At 44.0% G+C, this 19,060-nt stretch carries 15 protein-coding genes and 3 tRNA genes; 14 read left to right on the forward strand and 4 right to left on the reverse strand.

Features of this window, described 5'->3' with window-relative positions:
• Nucleotides 1-55 precede the first annotated feature (55 nt).
• A complete protein-coding gene (locus tag Q8O20_RS06730) occupies nt 56-1,723 on the forward strand; it encodes a SulP family inorganic anion transporter (RefSeq protein ID WP_305530537.1) in 1,668 nt (555 codons plus the stop codon).
• 5 nt (nt 1,724-1,728) lie between these two features.
• Here Q8O20_RS06730 and Q8O20_RS06735 read toward each other — a convergent pair whose 3' ends face one another.
• Nucleotides 1,729-4,074 (reverse strand): EAL domain-containing protein, encoded by a 2,346-nt coding sequence (locus tag Q8O20_RS06735; protein WP_305530538.1) that lies wholly within the window; start codon nt 4,072-4,074, stop codon nt 1,729-1,731.
• 85 nt (nt 4,075-4,159) lie between these two features.
• Between Q8O20_RS06735 and Q8O20_RS06740 the strand changes: the two genes are divergently transcribed.
• Genes Q8O20_RS06740 through lpoB form a run of 10 tightly spaced genes read left to right on the forward strand, consistent with a single transcriptional unit; the run spans nt 4,160 to nt 12,679 of the window.
• Nucleotides 4,160-5,023 (forward strand): flagella basal body P-ring formation protein FlgA, encoded by an 864-nt coding sequence (locus Q8O20_RS06740; protein WP_305530539.1) that lies wholly within the window; start codon nt 4,160-4,162, stop codon nt 5,021-5,023.
• Nucleotides 5,020-5,547, forward strand: a complete 528-nt coding sequence (locus tag Q8O20_RS06745; RefSeq protein ID WP_304740396.1) for a UbiX family flavin prenyltransferase — start codon at nt 5,020-5,022, stop codon at nt 5,545-5,547. The genes Q8O20_RS06740 and Q8O20_RS06745 overlap by 4 nt, the downstream gene beginning before the upstream one ends.
• Nucleotides 5,540-6,031, forward strand: a complete 492-nt coding sequence (gene coaD / locus Q8O20_RS06750) for a pantetheine-phosphate adenylyltransferase (protein ID WP_015653712.1) — start codon at nt 5,540-5,542, stop codon at nt 6,029-6,031. The genes Q8O20_RS06745 and coaD overlap by 8 nt, the downstream gene beginning before the upstream one ends.
• Complete coding sequence (gene tmk, locus Q8O20_RS06755) at nt 6,016-6,597, forward strand: dTMP kinase (protein ID WP_305530540.1); 582 nt, start codon at nt 6,016-6,018, stop codon at nt 6,595-6,597. The genes coaD and tmk overlap by 16 nt, the downstream gene beginning before the upstream one ends.
• A complete protein-coding gene (gene hisS, locus Q8O20_RS06760) occupies nt 6,594-7,811 on the forward strand; it encodes a histidine--tRNA ligase (RefSeq protein ID WP_305530541.1) in 1,218 nt (405 codons plus the stop codon). Before tmk ends, hisS begins: the two co-directional genes overlap by 4 nt.
• A gap of 10 nt (nt 7,812-7,821) precedes the next feature.
• Complete coding sequence (gene speA, locus Q8O20_RS06765; RefSeq protein ID WP_305530542.1) at nt 7,822-9,651, forward strand: biosynthetic arginine decarboxylase; 1,830 nt, start codon at nt 7,822-7,824, stop codon at nt 9,649-9,651.
• 9 nt (nt 9,652-9,660) lie between these two features.
• The gene (cysE, locus tag Q8O20_RS06770; RefSeq protein WP_304740385.1) at nt 9,661-10,362 is read left to right on the forward strand and encodes a serine O-acetyltransferase; all 702 of its coding nucleotides are present in this window, start codon (nt 9,661-9,663) and stop codon (nt 10,360-10,362) included.
• A gap of 4 nt (nt 10,363-10,366) precedes the next feature.
• Nucleotides 10,367-11,710 carry a COG3014 family protein gene (locus tag Q8O20_RS06775; protein ID WP_305530543.1) on the forward strand — a complete coding sequence of 448 codons (1,344 nt, stop codon included), beginning with the start codon at nt 10,367-10,369 and terminating at the stop codon, nt 11,708-11,710.
• Complete coding sequence (locus Q8O20_RS06780; RefSeq protein WP_305530544.1) at nt 11,697-12,050, forward strand: DUF1425 domain-containing protein; 354 nt, start codon at nt 11,697-11,699, stop codon at nt 12,048-12,050. The genes Q8O20_RS06775 and Q8O20_RS06780 overlap by 14 nt, the downstream gene beginning before the upstream one ends.
• 11 nt (nt 12,051-12,061) lie before the next feature.
• Nucleotides 12,062-12,679 carry a penicillin-binding protein activator LpoB gene (lpoB, locus tag Q8O20_RS06785; protein ID WP_305530545.1) on the forward strand — a complete coding sequence of 206 codons (618 nt, stop codon included), beginning with the start codon at nt 12,062-12,064 and terminating at the stop codon, nt 12,677-12,679.
• 7 nt (nt 12,680-12,686) lie between these two features.
• On the opposite strand, the gene Q8O20_RS06790 is transcribed toward lpoB, so the two are convergent.
• Nucleotides 12,687-13,724: a bifunctional 3,4-dihydroxy-2-butanone 4-phosphate synthase/GTP cyclohydrolase II gene (locus tag Q8O20_RS06790; RefSeq protein ID WP_304740377.1), complete on the reverse strand. Its 1,038-nt coding sequence runs from the start codon at nt 13,722-13,724 to the stop codon at nt 12,687-12,689.
• A 160-nt stretch (nt 13,725-13,884) separates the two neighbouring features.
• Here Q8O20_RS06790 and Q8O20_RS06795 point away from each other — a divergent pair.
• The 3 genes from Q8O20_RS06795 to Q8O20_RS06805 all read left to right on the forward strand — a co-directional run bounded on the left by Q8O20_RS06795 (nt 13,885) and on the right by Q8O20_RS06805 (nt 14,186).
• Nucleotides 13,885-13,959 (forward strand) — tRNA-Gln (locus Q8O20_RS06795).
• A gap of 12 nt (nt 13,960-13,971) precedes the next feature.
• Nucleotides 13,972-14,048: transfer RNA gene (locus Q8O20_RS06800), tRNA-Met, on the forward strand.
• Nucleotides 14,049-14,109: 61 nt separating this feature from the next.
• Nucleotides 14,110-14,186: transfer RNA gene (locus Q8O20_RS06805), tRNA-Met, on the forward strand.
• A gap of 167 nt (nt 14,187-14,353) precedes the next feature.
• On the opposite strand, the gene Q8O20_RS06810 is transcribed toward Q8O20_RS06805, so the two are convergent.
• Both Q8O20_RS06810 and Q8O20_RS06815 read right to left on the reverse strand, forming a co-directional pair.
• On the reverse strand, nt 14,354-17,212 hold the full coding sequence (locus tag Q8O20_RS06810; protein WP_305530546.1) for a PAS domain S-box protein: 2,859 nt from the start codon (nt 17,210-17,212) through the stop codon (nt 14,354-14,356).
• Nucleotides 17,213-17,407: 195 nt separating this feature from the next.
• A complete protein-coding gene (locus Q8O20_RS06815; RefSeq protein WP_305530547.1) occupies nt 17,408-19,042 on the reverse strand; it encodes a methyl-accepting chemotaxis protein in 1,635 nt (544 codons plus the stop codon).
• Nucleotides 19,043-19,060 lie beyond the last annotated feature (18 nt).

The raw sequence follows: 19,060 nt of genomic DNA on the forward strand, positions 1-19,060 counted from the left end.
GTGAAAAAAAAAGTGCTACACTATGCACATTATTTTTCCCAAGGACAGTTCTCGTATGTTGCGCTCGATTCAAGACTCTCTAGAGCCGAAACTTATTACCCTTTTCCGACGTCAAGGCTACAGCCGTTCCGATTTTATCGCTGATGCCATTGCGGGACTTGCGGTCGCCATCGTCGCTCTTCCGCTGGCTATGGCAATCGCTATCGCTTCGAATCTTCCGCCCGAACGTGGCCTCTTTACCGCTATTGTTGCCGGATTTTTGATTTCGGCACACGGAGGAAGCCGTTACCAGATCGGAGGACCCACAGCGGCATTCATCGTCACGGTTGCGATGGTTGCAATGAAACACGGCTACGAGGGGCTGGTTCTGGCCACCATTATGGCGGGTGTCATTTTAATGATCATGGCATTTTTACGAACGGGTGAACTGATCAAATTTATCCCCTACCCCGTCATCGTCGGATTTACCTCTGGGATCGCACTGCTCATCGCTTTTTCACAAATACGAGACTTTTTCGGCCTCTCCATCACCACCGTCCCCCCCGATTTTATCGATAAACTCAGCGTCTATGTTCTCCACTTGCATGAGACCAATTTTTCCGCTGTACTCGTAGCATTAACTTCCATAGGGATTATAGTGGTAGCCAAACGCTATATACCGCGTATACCGGGTCCCATTATTGTCGTTACCATCAGCGCCCTTGCCGTATGGGCATTTAATCTCCCCATAGAGACGATAGAGAGCCGTTTCGGTGCTATCCCCTCCATGCTCCCAAGTCCCGTATGGCCTGAGATCACCTTCGAAAAGCTCCGTCTCCTTCTCCCCGATGCGATTACCATTGCTACACTCGCCGCAATCGAATCACTCCTCTCGGCTGTTGTTGCCGATGGGATGACAGGAACGCGTCATAAATCAAATGCCGAGCTCTTAGGTCAGGGGGTTGCCAATATCGCCTCCGGAATATTCGGAGGGCTCCCCGCCACAGGTGCAATCGCCCGAACCGCTACCAACATCAAAGCAGGAGCCAGAACCCCCGTTGCGGGGATGATGCACGCCGCATGGCTGTTTCTTTTTATGCTCCTCCTCTCACCGCTGATTATCAAAGTCCCTCTTGCCGCTTTAGCAGCCATACTGATGGTCGTTGCATGGAATATGTCCGAGATAAAACACGTCCGAGAGATTATGAGAGCACCAAGAACCGACCGTATTGTCCTCGTTTTGACCTTTTTGCTGACGGTATTGGTCGATCTGAATTTTGCGATCCAAGCGGGAATTGCCCTCGCCTCAATCCTCTTTATCGATCAAATGATGAAAACGACCCAAATCCGTGCCATAGAGTCAGAAGAGAATGATCCCGATTCGACCTCCAATAAAATCATACCGAGCGGTGTCGAAGTGTATGAGATACAAGGGCCCCTCTTTTTTGGAGTCGCAGAGAAACTTGTCGATACCCTTATGCTCTTTGAAAAGCCTCCGCGCATCTTTATCTTGCGTATGCGCTATGTCCCTCTCATCGATGCAGCGGGGTTGCACGCACTGGAAATACTTCAAGAGAGACTCTCTGAATATCATACACACCTTATTCTATCAGGGGTAAATCCTCAAGTTCGTCGCTTTATTACATCCTCACATATCGATGAAAAAATTGGTCATCAGAATATCGTCGATCATATCGATAAAGCCATACTAAGAGCCAATGAAATAATGGAAGAAGAAAATTGAAGAGGTTACCCTTGTACCGAACAGTTCTGAACATCATGGGTAAGCAACTCTTCAAATTGTGAAACCTGAACGGGTTTACTGCACAAATACCCTTGAAAATACTGGCACCCGTGATTTTCGAGAAATCTGAACTGCTCGATCGTCTCGACACCCTCCGCAATCACATCAAATTTAAAAATGGATGCCATAGAAAGAATCGTTTCCACCAATGCGGCATCATCGGCATCACTCATAATATCCCGTACAAAGCTCCGATCGATTTTTAGTGTCGAAAACGGCAGACGTTTCAGATAGGCTAATGAGGAATATCCCGTGCCGAAATCGTCCATCGAAATATTAATACCTGCATGCCGTAAACGGTTCATTTTATCGATAACCGTATCGATTTTATCAATAACGGTCGATTCTGTCAGTTCCAATTCGAGCATTGAGGGGACAATCCCGCTCTCAGCCACAATCCGTATCACTTTATCCACAAAGTCGCTTTGACGAAACTGCACGGCACTCACATTGATGGCGATACGGTCAATATGGGACTGACTCAAATTTTCAGAGCGCCAGTGAACAAACTGAGTGCACGCTTCACGCAATACCCATTCGCCGATAGAGACGATCAAACCGCTCTCTTCGGCAATATCGATTATCTCATCGGGCATTACAAGCCCTAATTCCGGATGATTCCAACGCAACAGCGCCTCTGCACCGACAATCTTTTTCGTCGAAATTTCGATAACGGGCTGATAATAGAGTTCCAATTCCCCGTTTTTGATGGCTGAACGGAGTGCATTTTCCAAAAAGAGCCGCTTTTTGATCCATTGATCCATCTGATCTTGATAAAATCGGGTTGTGTTTCTCCCCTCTTTTTTTGCTTGGTACATGGCGGTATCAGCGAATTTGAGCAAATCGTCGGCACTTTGCACCTCAGAAGAGACCAAAGCTATTCCGATACTGGAGCTGGTAGTAATCGTCTCCGCCGCTCCTACATCAAAAGGGGTAGAAAAAACCTCATGTATTTTTTCGGCTACCGTTTCAGCCCGCGTTACAGCAACAAGAGGATCGCTTCCCAGATCATTAAGTAAAATAACAAATTCATCACCGCCCAAACGGGCAACCGTATCTCCCTCTCGACAAATACGGCTCAACCGTGCAGCCGTTTCGATTAACAACAAATCGCCGACATAATGCCCTAGTGAATCGTTGACACTTTTAAAATGATCCAAATCCAAAAACATAACGGCAACCAAACTTCCATGTCGTCGGTAATGAGAGAGGGATTGTTCTAACCGATCTTTCATCAACACACGATTGGGAATATCGGTCAGTGCATCGAAATAGGCCTGATGTTTTATCTTCTCTTCAGCTTTGATACGTTCCGTAATATCGGTCACGATGGCAACGCCGCCGATAATCTCCCTCTGGGCATTGTACATCGGTGATGTTTGGAACGTAATCCACAAATTTACTTTCTTGATCATCGATACATACGGCCCTTCGTAATACCCTTTTTCCCCTTTGGTAGCGGATATCATGGCTTCATACAAACACGTATCAGGAAGTTTTTTCAGATCCAATCCGATCATTTGTTCCTTATCAATTTGAAGTTTTTTCATCATCTCAATATTTGAATTGATAACAATCAAATTAATATCGTAATAAAAAATACCGGTTGGCGCTTCTTTGAAAATCGTTTCAAAATGCTCTTCAGAGAGGTCTAATGCTTCCATCGCTTTTTGGTGAAGAATTTTTGACTTTAACGCACTCATAATATTCGCGTGAATCCTCTTGGAAGCACTTGCCAATAAGAAAAAGTATGCGACAACCAATATCCCCATCATCTGAAATTCAAATTCACCTTGCAAAAACATCACCATAAGCATCGGGACTAAAAGAAGGAGTAAAAAAACAATCGCCATACTAAGCAATGAGGCCAATGTACCCGAGGCAACAGAGGCAATCCCTGTCAGCAAGAAAATTAGAAAAAACTGGTGTAGCTGATCCGATGTTTGAAAAAGAAAGAATGCCGAACTCCCCCAGACCGCTGCGGAGGTATACATAACGTACATGAAACGTCTTTCCCATGTTTTAGTATTATAATCATGAGAATAACGACGATACGCACGCAAAAGCCAAAAACGCCACAACAGTGTTGCAATAACAATACTAAACCAGAGTGCAACTTGAGAGAATAAAGGTGTTTTAATAAATAAAAATAAAAGGACAGAAGCGCCGAAAAAGAGGGGGAAGAGTGAGGCAAAGGCTTGTTTGAATGCAATGGCAACTTGTTCAGCGTGTATTCGCTCTTTATCCGCCGTGTCCACATCTCTAAAAAAATCTTTTTTATTAAAAACCATTGTACCCGCATTATTAATTGGATGAGATGGGTTAGGATAACGTAAAACTAATGAAAAACAAATCTCGTTATGTTACAATTCTCTAATGAATATCCTCTTTTTAGCCCTTTTGCTTTTATTTAACCTACACGCCTATGAACTAGCCGAAACCTATGAGTACGATACTGCTATTATTTATTCAAACGATCTCTTTCCCACCCTTCCCAAAAAGTTTGAAATTCTCCAAATTCCGTCCGATAAAAACCATTACCGTCTTGATGCCCAAATTATCGCCAAAACTTTTGAACTCAACGGGATTACCATCGACATTACCAAAACGCGCTATGTCAATTTTACAAAGCGTACTACGGTCGATTTTACCCCTCTAAAATATCAGCTTTGGGAGATGTTCAAAGAGCAGTATCCCACCATTGAAATCAAGAGTATTACTATCAGCTCACGAGGGCACCTCTCCTCTATACGAAAAAACGTGAAAGGTATTTTTGATGATCGATTTTATCAAAATAGCAGCGGAACCTTTTATTATTTCGATGAACAAGGTATTCGACATTACCTCGATTATTCCATTCAAGCCATGATCGGAGTTCTTCATACAACCCAAAAAGTCTCCAGAAAAGAGCGGATCAGTGGTTTTAATACCCTCTTAAAGCCCATACCGTTCACATCCTTTAAAGACAAACCGCTTACCGCACTTCCCGATCAACCGTCTCGTTTTCGATCCAATCTTAAACCATCCAGTCCCATAACCCTCCGTAATATCGAAACAATCCCTTTCGTTTTGAAAAATGAAAAAGTGATTGTCGAAGTTAAAAGTGATGGAGTTATCGTGGAGTTTGGGGCACTTGCGACGCAAGAGGGGTTACTCTATGATATTATTACAATCCAAAAAAGCGACGGCAAACGAGCCAAAGCCAAAGTGATCGGAGAGAAACGGGTGGAATTGCAATGAAAATCGTCGTCGGTATCAGCGGTGCCAGTGGTGCCAATTTAGGGTTAAAATTAGTACATGCCCTCCCTGATGACGTTCAAAAGCATCTCATCCTTTCCGAACACGCTAAAATCGTATTGGAAAAAGAAGAGAACCTGACCCTTCACCAAAATAACGAGATATGGGCTTCCGTCGCCTCGGGTTCCTACGGTGCGGATGCTATGATTATTACCCCATGCAGCATGAATACTCTCGCTAAAATCGCATGCGGTATCGCCGACAACCTGATCACCCGCGCCGCTGCGGTTATGATCAAAGAGCGCCGTACATTAGTCCTCGCACCGCGTGAGATCCCATTTTCACCCATCGCGCTGGAAAATATGCATAAACTTTCCATGATAGGGGTCATAATCGCGCCACCTGTTCTTGCCTATTACGGGGATCAGGAAGATTTAGAATCGATGGAAAACTTTATGATCGGCAAATGGTTCGATCTTCTCGGAATCGAGAATAATCTTTATAAACGATGGAATCCTGATGCATAAAATAGCCCTTTATCCGGGAACCTTCGACCCGATTACCAACGGCCATTTTGATATTATCGAGCGTGGAATCAAACTCTTCGACGAAGTGATCATCGCCGTTGCCGATTCTCAAGAAAAAAAGCCGATGTTTACGTTGCAAGAACGTGTTGATATGGTTAAGTTGGCGGTCAGAGACCTTGAGCGGGTACAAGTTGTCGGATTTGATAATCTCACCGTTGAACTTGCTAACACCCTCGGAGCTACCGTACTTATTCGCGGACTTCGTGCGGTGAGTGATTTTGAATTCGAGCTTCAGCTGGGATATCTTAACAACTCCCTTGATCCGAATATCGAAACGGTCTATCTGATGCCAAAACTCAAACACGCGTTTATCAGCTCTTCCATTGTACGCAACCTGTTGAAATTCAACGGTAAAACGGTGCATTTGCTTCCTGAGCCGGTTCAAAATGTTATCGGGAGTATGAAATCATGTACGTTGCGATAGAGGGGATCGATACCGCCGGAAAAAGCACCCAGATCGAAGCGCTTCGTTCCCTTTTTCCCGAAGCACTGATTACCAAAGAACCGGGCGGTACTCCCGCAGGTGTCGAAATCCGAAACATGGTTTTATTCGGTAATTTAAAAAGTAAAATGGCTGAGATTTTGCTCTTTTTGGCCGATCGTGCCGAACATACGGAAGAAATAATATTACCTAATTTGAACAAACTCATTATCAGTGACCGATCCGCCGTATCGGGGATGGCGTATGCCAGTGTCCAAAACCTCTGCGATGAATCAACATTGGTATCTCTAAACCGTCTTGCCACCAACGGAACGCTTCCCGAGGTGGTGTTTATCCTAAAATTGACACCCGAAGAACTCAGCTATAGATTGAGCCAAAAAGAACACGATGTTATCGAATCACGAGGAGTTGATTATCTTCTCAACATCCAAGATGCCCTCATCGCTTCGGCCTATGCCCTCGGAATCCAAACCGTCGTAATCGATGCGACACAATCTATCGATACTATTACAGAAGAAATTACCACCTTTATCAAAGGAGCCTTATGATCCAATCTTTGCGCGGAATGAACGACATCCTCTCCGAGGACTATGAACGTTTTGAATACTTTATAACCACTGCTTCTACTATCGCCAAGCGTTACGGGTTTCACTACATTGAAACTCCCCTGCTCGAAGAGACGGCATTGTTCAAACGCTCGGTCGGAGAATCCAGCGATATCGTCGGCAAAGAGATGTATCAGTTTATCGATAAAGGTGAAAACGACGTCTGTCTGCGCCCAGAGGGAACAGCGGGAGTCGTCCGAGCATTTGTACAGCATAAGCTCGACAAAAAGGGTGGAATCCACCGCTTTTATTACCACGGAGCTATGTTTCGCTACGAGCGTCCCCAAAAAGGGCGTTTACGTGAATTTCACCAATTCGGCGTAGAGAGTTTCGGGGTTGACTCCGTCTACGAAGACGCATTAATGATTATGATGGTGGCCGATATCCTCAAAGCTCTCGGTATCGGGTATCGCCTCAAATTAAACTCTCTCGGGGATCAAAATTGTATGCCTGCATATCGTGAAAAGCTCGTCAGCTTTGTCGAGAGCTGCGGTGATGCGATCTGCGGCGACTGTGAACGCCGCAAGCTCACTAACCCTATACGAGTTTTGGATTGTAAAAACGAAGCATGCCAAAGTCACTATGTCAATGCACCGAAATTGATCAACAACCTCTGTGACGGGTGCCAGAGCGATTTTGATACGTTAAAAACGATTTTGGATCAGCACGCTATCGCGTATGAGATCGATACCAACCTTGTACGGGGATTGGATTACTACTCTAAAACAGCGTTTGAGTTTGTCAGCGATAATATCGGGTCTCAAAGTGCCATCGCCGGCGGCGGGCGTTATGATCGCCTTATCGAATTTCTAGACGGTAAACCGACCCCTGCGGTAGGATTTGCACTGGGAATCGAGCGGTTGATGGAGCTTATCGTTATGCCCGAATCCGTACGTGAGGGGTATTATTTAGGAGCCATGGATTCTGAAGCCATCGCACCGATACTTTTATGCGCCGAAAAAATACGTCGAAGCGATAAAGCGGTCGTCGAATACGAGGCACGCTCACTAAAAGCGCACCTTAAGGGAGCTGATCGTATCAATGCCCGCTATTGCGCCGTGATCGGTGAAAATGAGCTGGCTCAAAACACTATCTGGGTGAAAGATCTAGTCGAAAAGACCGAATCTCTCATCCCGCTAAATGATTTTTTTGTATAAGGGAGATGATGTGAAAACATACGGAATAGATATTTGGGGCGAAAACAACTTTATGATCGACCAAGGGAAGATCAAAGTCAACTACAAAAGTTCCCCCTCATTGCTTGAAATCACCCAAAAGGTACGTAAAACTAATCTGCGCGGGCCGCTTATCTTACGTTTTCCTCACTTGATCAGCAAACAGATCGATGCTTTGTACTCTAACTTCCGCCGCGCCATTTTCGAGAACGATTACACCGGAAAATTTCACGCCGTTTTCCCTCTTAAAGTAAATCAGTTCCCCGAAGCGGTCGATGCTATCGTCGAACTCGGCGAAAAATACAGCTACGGGTTAGAAGCGGGTTCCAAAGCGGAACTCGCCCTTGCTATGGCCAAAACTGCGTTAGGTTCTCCTATCACCGTTAACGGATTCAAAGACGAAGAGATGGTCACGCTGGGCTTTATGGCGGCTCAGATGGGTCATAACATCACGATTACCATCGAAGGGTTAGGGGAACTCGAATGGATCATTGACGTCGCCCAATCGTGCGGTTTGAAAGTCCCTAACATCGGTATCCGTGTGCGCTTGCAGTCTGAGGGGAGCGGTATTTGGGCAAAAAGCAGCGGTATGAGTGCCAAATTCGGTCTTACCTCCACGGAGCTTATCGAAGCGATGCTGATGCTCCAAGATAATAATATGCTCGAGCATTTCAGTATGATCCATTTTCACATCGGGAGCCAGATGCAAGATATCGCCCCGTTGAAGCGTGTCTTGCGCGAAGCGGGAAATATCTATGCCGAACTCAAAAAAATGGGTGCCGACAACCTCCAAGCGATCAATATCGGGGGAGGTTTGGCGGTAGAGTATTCCCAGCACACCTCGACTCGGATGCGTAACTATACCCTCGAAGAGTTCTCCAACAGTGTCGTCTTTTTGCTTCGTGAAATTATGAATGCCAAAGGGGTAACCCATCCCGATATCTTCACCGAATCGGGACGTTTTATCGTAGCATCTCACTCCGTTTTGATTGCCCCCGTTTTGGAGCTTTTCAGCCACGATTATCAAGCCAAATCGCTTAAGCTCAAAGAGAATAATCCGCCGCTGATCGAAGAGTTGCGCGAGCTTAATTCCCTCCTCTCCCCGCGTACCTGTATCGAGTATATGCATGATGCGCTCGATCACATGGAATCTTTGCTCACCTTGTTTAATCTTGGACATATTGACCTCCAAGACCGCTCAAATGCAGAGATTTTGGTGCACCAGATCATCAAGAAATCACTCTACCTCTCTCAGGATAATCCGATGCCTGAAATCGAGCGCTTACAGGTGAAGCTTCAAGAGCGCTATTTGATCAATACCTCTATTTTTCAGAGCATCCCCGATTATTGGGGATTGCAGCAGCAATTTCCAATCATGCCGCTCGATCGTCTCGATATCCCCGCCATCCGTGCGGCGAGTCTATGGGATATCACCTGTGACAGTGACGGAGAGATTCGCTTTAAACCCGAAACTCCGTTGTACCTTCATGATATCGATCTCGATGAAGAGGAGTATTTCCTTGCTTTCTTCAACGTCGGTGCCTATCAAGAGACCTTGGGGATGAATCATAACCTTTTCACCCACCCGAGCGAATGTACGATCCTTATCAACGAGACCGGATACGAAATCGAAAATTTCACCGAATCGGATAATGTTCTTAATATTCTCGAAGACATAGGGTATGACGCTTCAAAACTTCTCACAAACCTTAAAAATAAACTTGCATCCAGTGATTTTAGGACAGAAGAAGAAAAAAGTGATACACTTCAAAAACTCGAAATGTACCTCTACCAAAACGGGTACCTCCGTACGACACGATAAGGATTGAAATTGGGACTTTTTTCTGAAATTGCCGAAGATTTTTCGAACGTTTATAAAAATGATCCCGCTATAAGTTCTCGAATCGAACTTCTCTTCAACTATCCCGGAGTATGGTCTATCTTCTGGTACCGCATCTCCAACCGTCTCTACCGTAACGGCTTTCGCGCCCTTGCCCGTTGTCTGATGGGGATCAATCAAATCATGACCAACATCGATATCCATCCGGGGGCTACGATCGGACGGCGTGTTTTTATCGATCACGGGTTCGGTGTCGTCATCGGTCAAACGACCGTTATCGAAGATGATGTACTTATCTATCAAGGGGTTACCCTCGGAGGGGTCAGTCTCACCCCCGGAAAACGTCATCCGACGATTAAGAGCGGTGTGGTCATCGGCGCAGGGGCAAAGATTTTGGGAAATATCACGGTCGGAATCAACTCCAAAATCGGAGCCAATTCCGTTGTCGTGCGTGAAGTTCCCGATAACAGTACCGCTATCGGTATTCCGGCGCATGTGATCCAAAAAGGGAGAGATAAAGATCCCTTCAGCCACAACAAACTTCCCGATATCAATAAAGAGATGTTTGAGTACCTGCTCCGTCGTGTCGCCGTTTTGGAGCACTATATGGTTCAAGACAACACGGAGATTTTAGAACAAGACCTACAGCTTGAAAATATCTACGAATCATTTATCAAGGCCATGAAAAATTAAACTGATGCCGATACTAAAAAGATTTTTACCGTTACTCTTTTTATCCTCTCTCTCTACTTTCGCCGCCTCATTAAACTCAGATCAACTGCGCGATGGATTGTCCCCCGCTCTTTTCCCACACACCCTTTCATCCCTGTGTGCCGATACCTCCAACGACGATGAAATGTGGCATTGGCTCAATCTTGCACGCCTTCAGCAAGCAAACGGTGATTTTAAAGACTCTATAGCCTCATTTGAAAAAGCCTATGCTATTTTAGACGAATATGAAAATCGAGCTAAAATAAGTATCCGTAATATCGGCTCGTTTATGGGCTCCTCGCTCCTCTCAAAAGGGTCTGAGACCTATTACGCCAAAGGATATGAGCGTTCCCTCATGCATACGCTCAATGCACTCAATTATGCGATGCTCGGAGATTTCGAAGGGGCAGCGGTAGAGATGCGCCGCATGGAGATGCGGCAAGAGTTTTGGCTCAGAGAGAGTGAAGAAAAAATAAAAGATGCGGCTGATGAAAAGGCAAAAGCCCAGCGTCAGGGGAGTGACGTCACTTCGATCCCTACAGGATACTCGATGGGAAGAATGCTCGAAGACCCTGATGTTCGTACGATGGCAAACAACTACCAAGACCCTTTCTCCTATGCTCTTAGCAGTATTATCGTGGATATCGCGGGTCACTCCGCCGCTTCAGGCGATGCGTCCGCCATCAGCCTAAAACGGGCATTAGCCCTCAATCCGGATGTCTCTAAAGCATTTTCCTCCTCTAAAATCAATCCGAAAACACCCTCCATGGATGTTACCGTCATTATTTTATCCGGAGAAGCCCCCTCATTAAAGATCGAAAAGATCCGTTTTCCTATTTTTCATGCGGCAGAGTATACCAGTCTTGATTTGCCTTCCTACACTTTACCGATAAATGATCTCTCCTCCGTAGTCCTATCAACCGCTACCCTTCGCCTTAATCCGCCGAGACTATTAAAATCAAATCTCATGGCCTATAAAACACTCAAAGACGAACTTCCCTCCGATCTGGCAAAAGGGGTCGTTCGGGCAACGACTAAAGCGGTGGCGGCCAAACAAATTAGTGACAAATTCGGCGATCTCGGCGGATTAATCGCTTCCATTACCATGGATTTAGGAAGCTCCTATGCCGATAAAGATTACCGCAACTGGGAACTCCTCCCCAATTCGGGATATATTTCAAAATTTAAAGTCAAAAAAGGAGATACTCTGGATATCATACTTAATGAATATAAAGAGTCAATTCAATTCCCGAATGATAAAAAAGGGGCCGTTATACTGGTCAATTATTTAACTTCGGACAACATAAGGATTCATCATGTCACCTACTAAAACTGCCCTTCTTTCCCTCTCACTAGCCCTAGCGTTTAGCGGATGTGCTTCTAAAAACGTTACGATTATCGGCGAAAAACGGGTCGATATCGTTATGCATAAAAGTTTCCAAGAGGGTTCTTTGCTCAAAGTCGTTGCTGAACTTGAAAACGATGATTTTGATGAAGTTGAAGGGTTCGTCTACCAAATCGAATGGTACGACATGAACGGTATTCTTATCGAATCTACCGCTTGGAAACCGATCACAATCCATAAAAATCAAAAAGTTCAAATCGTAGAAACATCGGGAATTCCGAATGTTTCTACTTATAAAATTATCGTATCCGTACCCAATAAATAAGGACTATACTCATGAAATCTATTACGTTAACCTCTCTCTCAATCGCGGCTGCGGCACTTCTTACCCTTAGCGGATGTAGCGCTAAAGGGGGTGCTGGTATGACCGGATACGATTCCAACGTCAAATACGGAGATGCCAAAGCGGTTGAAACTCTGACTGCCGATTTCGGTTCAACCGATTTGCAATCCACGGCAGAAACGATGACTCAATCATTGCTTGAGAGCCGTTATATTTCGAAAACGCATCAAACACCGAAAGTGCGTCTTCGCACTATCAATAATCTCACCTACGAACATATCGATACCAAAGCGATTACCGATAAAATCCGTATTAAGCTTCTCAAATCAGGACTGGTTCGTTTCTTGGCTGACAAAGCGAATTTAGAAGAGGTAAACGATGAGCGCACTCTCACGACGACCGCAACAACCAAAACCAAACTCTCTGCTATGACCGATGCCGATTACATTATCACCGGAAATGTCCGATCCATTAAAAAAGCTTCAGGGGATGTTCAAGACGTCTATTACAATATTTCGATGGAGTTAGTCGATCCGCAAAGCGGAGAAGTCGTATGGGCCGATGAAAAAGAGATCCGCAAAGTAACCTCTAAATCATCCGTGGGATGGTAAGAGGCTCTTAAATCCCCTCAGTGGGGTTTATCGTCTCCACAACATCGAGTCCGAATCCGCCGAGTCCCGCGAAATCAGAAACTTTTGTCTCCGCAATCAGACGCATATGTTTTACACCCAACGATTTCAATATTTGAGCACCGATCCCGTACTCTTTCATATTGACCTGCTGATGGTGCGGTTTGTTGATGAAAAGCAATACACCGCTGTTGTGTTTAAGATATTGAATCGAATCGACCAAATGGGTATATTTGCTTTGGTTTAAAAGCAAATCGATGTCAGGGACGACATTGTGGACTTTGACGTTCGCCGTCTCTCCCGCTTTGTAGAAAACGACTGCCGTATGACGGTTCTCCTGATGATCGACAAACTCATATTTTTTGACGTGGACACCGAAAAACTCGATCTCCTCTTCGGAGACCGCCTTTACCAATGTTTCATTCGCCAAACGAAACTCGACGATATCGGAGATATAGACCGTTTTGAGATCATGCTTAGCGGCAAACAGATCCAAATCATCACGGCGTGCCATTGTCCCGTCTTCTTTCATAATCTCACAGATGACGGCCGATTCTGCCAACCCCGACAAACGGCATAGGTCTACTGATCCCTCCGTATGTCCGATACGAACCAGTGTTCCCCCCTCTTTCGCAATCAGTGGGAAAATATGCCCTGGAGCCACCAATTCGGTTGGATGTGAGAGCGGATTAGCCAAAATTTTGATCGTCATGTCACGCTCGTGCGTTGAAATACCCGTTGTTGCCGCCGTAGCGTCCACTGAGATCGTAAACGCCGTCTCGTGCATAGAAGTATTCGATTTTACCATCGGCTCAAGGCTGAGACGTTTAGCGATGCTAGGATTGATAGCGACACAAATCAGCCCTTTGGCATGAGTTGCCATAAAATTCACATGATCCGGTGTCGAAAAAACCGACGCATAAACAAGATCACCCTCGTTTTCGCGATCCTCATCATCCACCATGATGACCATTCGCCCTTTTTTAAACTCTTCGATAGCATCCAATACCCGTTGCACTGCTGACATTCAAAACTCTTTTGTTATTAATATAGTAAGGCAATTATAGGGTAAAAGGGTTAAAAAACTATCACAATCAAAAAAATGATATTTTTTAAGCACGTTGTTTGCGAAACACTTGACAAATTCTCGAAAAGTGTCTATAATTTCGGCCTCTTAACGAGAACATTGGGGTGTCGCCAAGCGGTAAGGCAACTGGTTTTGGTCCAGTCATTCGGGGGTTCGAATCCCTCCTCCCCATCCACCATTTACATACCGCGGAATAGAGCAGTCCGGTAGCTCGTCGGGCTCATAACCCGAAGGTCGTAGGTTCAAATCCTGCTTCCGCAACCAATCTAGACTTAAAACTTCTACCCTATAAAACATAGACAATAGAAACTAAAAATTTTCATACCGCGGAATAGAGCAGTCCGGTAGCTCGTCGGGCTCATAACCCGAAGGTCGTAGGTTCAAATCCTGCTTCCGCAACCAACCTTTTTACTCACTTTTTACAGTTTCAGTTTGACGCTTATTTATCATTTTCCGGCTATTTTCCGCCATCTTCAAAAATATATTTCTCGCTACTATTACACAAAACACCCCTATCCTACATCTTGTCAAGTGATACTTACGTACATTTTTAATTCATATGAAAATATTTAACCAATCCATTTATGATATAGACCCCATTGTCGAGCCCATTCAATCATTTTTTCTGAAGGCATCGGTCGTGCGATTCCATATCCCTGTGCTAATTCGCATCCTAGCAAAAGTAATTGTTTTCCATGTTCATGGGTTTCAACTCCTTCTGCAATCACTTCGCGACTGAAAGCTGAAGCCAAGCCAACAATACCTTCCAATATTGCCAAATCATCATGATTATCAAACATATCACGAACAAAGCTTTGATCGATCTTCAAAGTTCTAACGGGAAGTCGTTTAAGGTAACTAAGAGACGAATACCCTGTTCCAAAATCATCCAATGAGAAATGGATCCCCATTGTTTTACACTCTTCAATAATAGTAGATGCCAGATTGACATCTTCCAATGCACTCGTTTCGAGTACTTCAATTTCCAGCAATGAGAAATCAAAATTTTCATGTTTAGCAAGAATGAGTCGTAACCGTTCCATAAAGTTCCCTTGCAATAACTGCAAAGCTCCTACATTCACACTGACGGCTAAATTGAGTCCCTGTACTTGCCATTGTTTGATTTGAGAAATAGCTTCATTGATTACCCATTCACCAATTTTGACAGATAGAGGATGGTTTTCGATAATCGGGAGAAAATCAAGCGGAGGGATAAGACCTTTTTCAGGGTGTAGCCAGCGTATTAGGGCTTCAACACCAATAAGCTCACCTGTACGCATATTGATTTTAGGTTGATAGTAAAGAACAAACTCATCACTTTCTAGAGCTTGGCGGATACGTTCTAATTTTTTATGTCTAGTGCGTATTGTAAGATCGTGCTCTGGATCAAAAACATCGTAGCGATTTTTGCCTGCTTGCTTAGCTTCATACATAGCTTGATCCGCTTGACGTATCAGCTGATCAGCATCTACATCCCCAGATTGTGGATAAAAAGTAACTCCTATGCTGGCTGAAACTTGTAATAAAACATCATCCAGCACTATTACTTGACTTGCAGCATCCAAAAGTTTTTGAATAATCGGTGATGCTATAGAAAGATCATCCGTATTTAAAAGAATTGCAACAAATTCGTCCCCACCTAATCGTGACAAGGTATCACCCTCACGCAGTGCCTGTTGCATACGTGTTGAAAGTGCTATAAGAAGATTATCACCCACACTATGGCTATATCGGTCATTTACTTGTTTGAAGCCATCCAAATCAAGATAAATAACAGCTATCTTCTCATTTCTGTGATCAGCATGAGTCATCGCTTGTCGCAGCCTGTCTGAATTTAAAACACGATTAGGCAAACCTGTAAGGGGATCATAGTGGGCAATATATTCTAGTTGATGTTCGTGTTCTTTATTCGCTGTTATATCAGAAAAAATTCCTACGTAATTTTGTACCTTTCCTTGAGAATCGAGTATGGAACTGATATTGAGCATCTCGGCATACGATTCTCCATTCTTACGTCGATTCCAAAGCTCGCCGTACCAATGACCTTTTTCGATCAAATCATGCCACATGGCAGAATAAAATTCTTTTTCTTGCAGTTTTGAGCTTAGTACACGCGGATTTTTTCCGATAATTTCATCCCTACTGTAACCAGTCGTACGACTAAACGCATCATTGATGTCAATGATGGCTCCATCAGGTGAAGTGATAACAATTCCTTCACTAGCATGGGTGAATACATTTGCGGCAAGAAGGAGCTTTTCTTCAGCCTGTTTTCTTTCTGTAATATCATGTATAATTGAGAACAACAGTGTTTTATTATCAATTTCGATTGGGGTTGAATGTACTTCAACATCACGTATTTCACCAGATGATAAGCGATGAGAAAATAAAAAATAATTTGAATTTTCATGTAACGCTAATTGTATATTCATAGTGAGTTTGTCTGGTTGAAGAATATTAATCACGTTAATAGGCATATCGATAAGTTGCTGTTTTGGATAACCGTAATAGCTTACAGCAGCGTTGTTTGCTTCTTCAATCTTGCCTGATTCGGGATTAATAAGTAACATGATTGAAGAATTTTTTTCAAAGAAATTCCGAAACCGTTTTTCGCTTTTAAGCAATCGCTCATCAGAGGATTTACGCTCAGTGATATCACGCAGGAATACAAATATACGTCCTCCTGAAATCGTGTAATGCGACGTACTGATTTCTACATCCCAAATCGATCCGTCCTTGCGTCTGTGCTTAGTCTCAAATTGAGTGTGTCTCTGTTCAATAATCGTGTTAATACGTTCATCGATGGTTGAGATACTCTGGATTGCATCGAGTTGAGATATTTGCATTAAAAGAAGCTCTTCACGTGTATAGCCCGATTGTTCAGCATAGGTCTGGTTGACATCAATCAAATTGCCATGGTAATCCACACTCCAAAATCCATCGAGAGTGGTTTCCAATATATTTTGAAGAATTTGAGAACTTTCACGGAGCTTTTCTTCGACTTGTTTTCGTTCCGAGATATCTTCCACCATCGTAATAAAGTAGTTAATAGAACCATCTTGTTTTCGAATACAGCGTGAAGCTAAGTGGGTATACACCGTGTGACCATCACGATGAATAAACCGTTTATCTAATTCATATTCGTCATGTTCACCATTTAGGACGCTGTTATACAAGGCGATTTGCTCAACAAGATCATCTTTATGGGTGATTTGTTCCCATGTCTTTTTTGTAAGTTCTTCCCTTGAGTAACCAAGCATTTCACACAATTGGTCATTCACTTGGATACACTCTTTATCAGGAGAGGTGGCTGCCATGCCTATCATAGAATGTTCAAAGAAGATACGATACCGCTGCTCACTCTGATGAAATGGTTCTTGCACCTCTTCTGTACTTAAATCAACATTGTTTTCCAGTATGCTCGCCATTCCGATGCCTTAGGTAGTAATCATTACAGGTGGTATTATCTTTAGAATAATATATCAGTCAATTACTAAAACAATCCCCTAAATAGTAAGATTCGACTGTACATCATCAGAAAACTTATAATGATTTTTACCATGTTTTTTTACTTCATACATCGCTTGGTCCGCTATCCGTGTCAAGCGACATTTAAAAATTACCTACGTACGAAACTTTTCTAATTTTTGATTAATCTCCGCCGTACTTTGATCAAGACGGAATGCAACATCCGTAATCTCCTGAATACTGTCGGTGTTGGAAGATGCTATCGTATTGAGGGTATCGATTTTCCCTGATATCAAACGCATCCCTCCCGTTAGATTTTCCAAATTGTCATTTGATGTATGGACGCTATCGGCGGCGATCGAAATGAGTGACGATGAGTGGTTGATAATCCGTTGAACGGAGTTCGAATCATTCGAAACACGCAGTACCGAACCGGTTGATTTATCCATTTTATCGCTGGTGGTGATGATGGCATCAACGATGGTACTGATCGTGCTGTTGATCTGTGCCAGACTCTCTTGCGTTCGCTCCGCCAATTTACGCACTTCATCCGCTACAACGGCAAAGCCTCGACCGTGTTCACCTGCCCGTGCCGCTTCGATTGCGGCATTCAGTGCGAGAAGATTTGTTTGGTCGGCAATATCTCCGATAATATTTAAGATACCTTTGACTTGCTGTGCTTGAGAGGATAACGCTTGCAGTTCAGAAGAGAGGCTTTGTTGAATTTGGGCGACCGTTTGTATATCGTTGTTCATTTTTGAAATCTGGGTGTTGGCTTCGCGCAGATTGGTGTTGGCTTCATCGATTTTGCAGGTAGTGTCCTGCGCTGAAGAGGTTGATGCATTGACAATCGATTGCAATTGGACAAGTTGTTCATGGGTCTGTGCCATATCGGTCGTACTGGTTTCGAGGCGTTGACGAATGGTATTGGCAACCGTGTTGAGCTCTTGAGCGGTAGCGATACTTTCAAACGATGTCGATTTGATATTGGCAAGGATTTTTTGGAGTTCTTCCATCGAGCCGTTCATTTCATGGGCTGCGGTTGAGAGTTCATCTTTTCCATCGACTTGGATCCGCTCGTGTAGATTTCCCGAGCGCAGATGGTGGATGATGTGGGAGAGAAGGGTGATTTTTTGAATCAGCTCACGGGTAATGAGTCGAAGGGTAATAAAGATCACGATCATACCGATCGGAAAAATAACCGCTATCAAAAGAAGGGTTTGATTGAACTGTGTTTGTGCCTGATTGTAGAGAATCTGTGTATTTTCGAGCTGAAGCGTGATGAGAGAATCAAAAAGATCCCCTAGAGGTGCAAAACTAAAAGGAAAATCGCTTTGAACCAAATCATGAATCTCCATTATGTCGCGATTTGTGATTGCCGTTTCAAGCGCGCTCATAGAGCGATCAGCCCGTGCTACTTGCATTTGTGCGTCTTCGAGGTGAAGCTGTTCTTTCTCTGTTTTCGGGGATTTTAGATACGCACTCCATTGTTCTTTAAACTGTTTATGTGCCTCTTTGATCGCTTTTAGATCATTTTCGTAATCCCCCTGCCCTTCGGATATCAATTGTGCTTTCGCTTGAATCACATTGACCATAGCATGTTTACACACTCTAAGCTGATCGAGAGGATGGAGACTTTGGTCATTTATCCGCGTTAAAGAGGCGTTTGAAAAAAACATACCTAGGATACCGATGGAGATGGCGATGATGGCAAAGAGTTGTGTCGTCGCCACAATAAAAGTAATTTTTTGACGTATAGAGAGACGGGAGATGAGTCGAATGGAGAACATGAATGTGCCTTCATATAA

This window comes from Sulfuricurvum sp. (assembly GCF_030691015.1).
Classification (GTDB): Bacteria; Campylobacterota; Campylobacteria; order Campylobacterales; family Sulfurimonadaceae; genus Sulfuricurvum.

Excerpts from the sequence above, each read along its gene's own strand:
- Q8O20_RS06730 (WP_305530537.1), top strand. The coding sequence starts at position 56 with ATGTTGCGCTCGATTCAAGACTCTCTAGAGCCGAAACTTATTACCCTT.
- Q8O20_RS06735 (WP_305530538.1), bottom strand. The coding sequence starts at position 4,074 with ATGGTTTTTAATAAAAAAGATTTTTTTAGAGATGTGGACACGGCGGAT.
- Q8O20_RS06740 (WP_305530539.1), top strand. The coding sequence starts at position 4,160 with ATGAATATCCTCTTTTTAGCCCTTTTGCTTTTATTTAACCTACACGCC.
- Q8O20_RS06745 (WP_304740396.1), top strand. The coding sequence starts at position 5,020 with ATGAAAATCGTCGTCGGTATCAGCGGTGCCAGTGGTGCCAATTTAGGG.
- coaD (WP_015653712.1), top strand. The coding sequence starts at position 5,540 with ATGCATAAAATAGCCCTTTATCCGGGAACCTTCGACCCGATTACCAAC.
- tmk (WP_305530540.1), top strand. The coding sequence starts at position 6,016 with ATGTACGTTGCGATAGAGGGGATCGATACCGCCGGAAAAAGCACCCAG.
- hisS (WP_305530541.1), top strand. The coding sequence starts at position 6,594 with ATGATCCAATCTTTGCGCGGAATGAACGACATCCTCTCCGAGGACTAT.
- Q8O20_RS06775 (WP_305530543.1), top strand. The coding sequence starts at position 10,367 with ATGCCGATACTAAAAAGATTTTTACCGTTACTCTTTTTATCCTCTCTC.
- Q8O20_RS06780 (WP_305530544.1), top strand. The coding sequence starts at position 11,697 with ATGTCACCTACTAAAACTGCCCTTCTTTCCCTCTCACTAGCCCTAGCG.
- lpoB (WP_305530545.1), top strand. The coding sequence starts at position 12,062 with ATGAAATCTATTACGTTAACCTCTCTCTCAATCGCGGCTGCGGCACTT.
- Q8O20_RS06790 (WP_304740377.1), bottom strand. The coding sequence starts at position 13,724 with ATGTCAGCAGTGCAACGGGTATTGGATGCTATCGAAGAGTTTAAAAAA.
- Q8O20_RS06810 (WP_305530546.1), bottom strand. The coding sequence starts at position 17,212 with ATGGCGAGCATACTGGAAAACAATGTTGATTTAAGTACAGAAGAGGTG.
- Q8O20_RS06815 (WP_305530547.1), bottom strand. The coding sequence starts at position 19,042 with ATGTTCTCCATTCGACTCATCTCCCGTCTCTCTATACGTCAAAAAATT.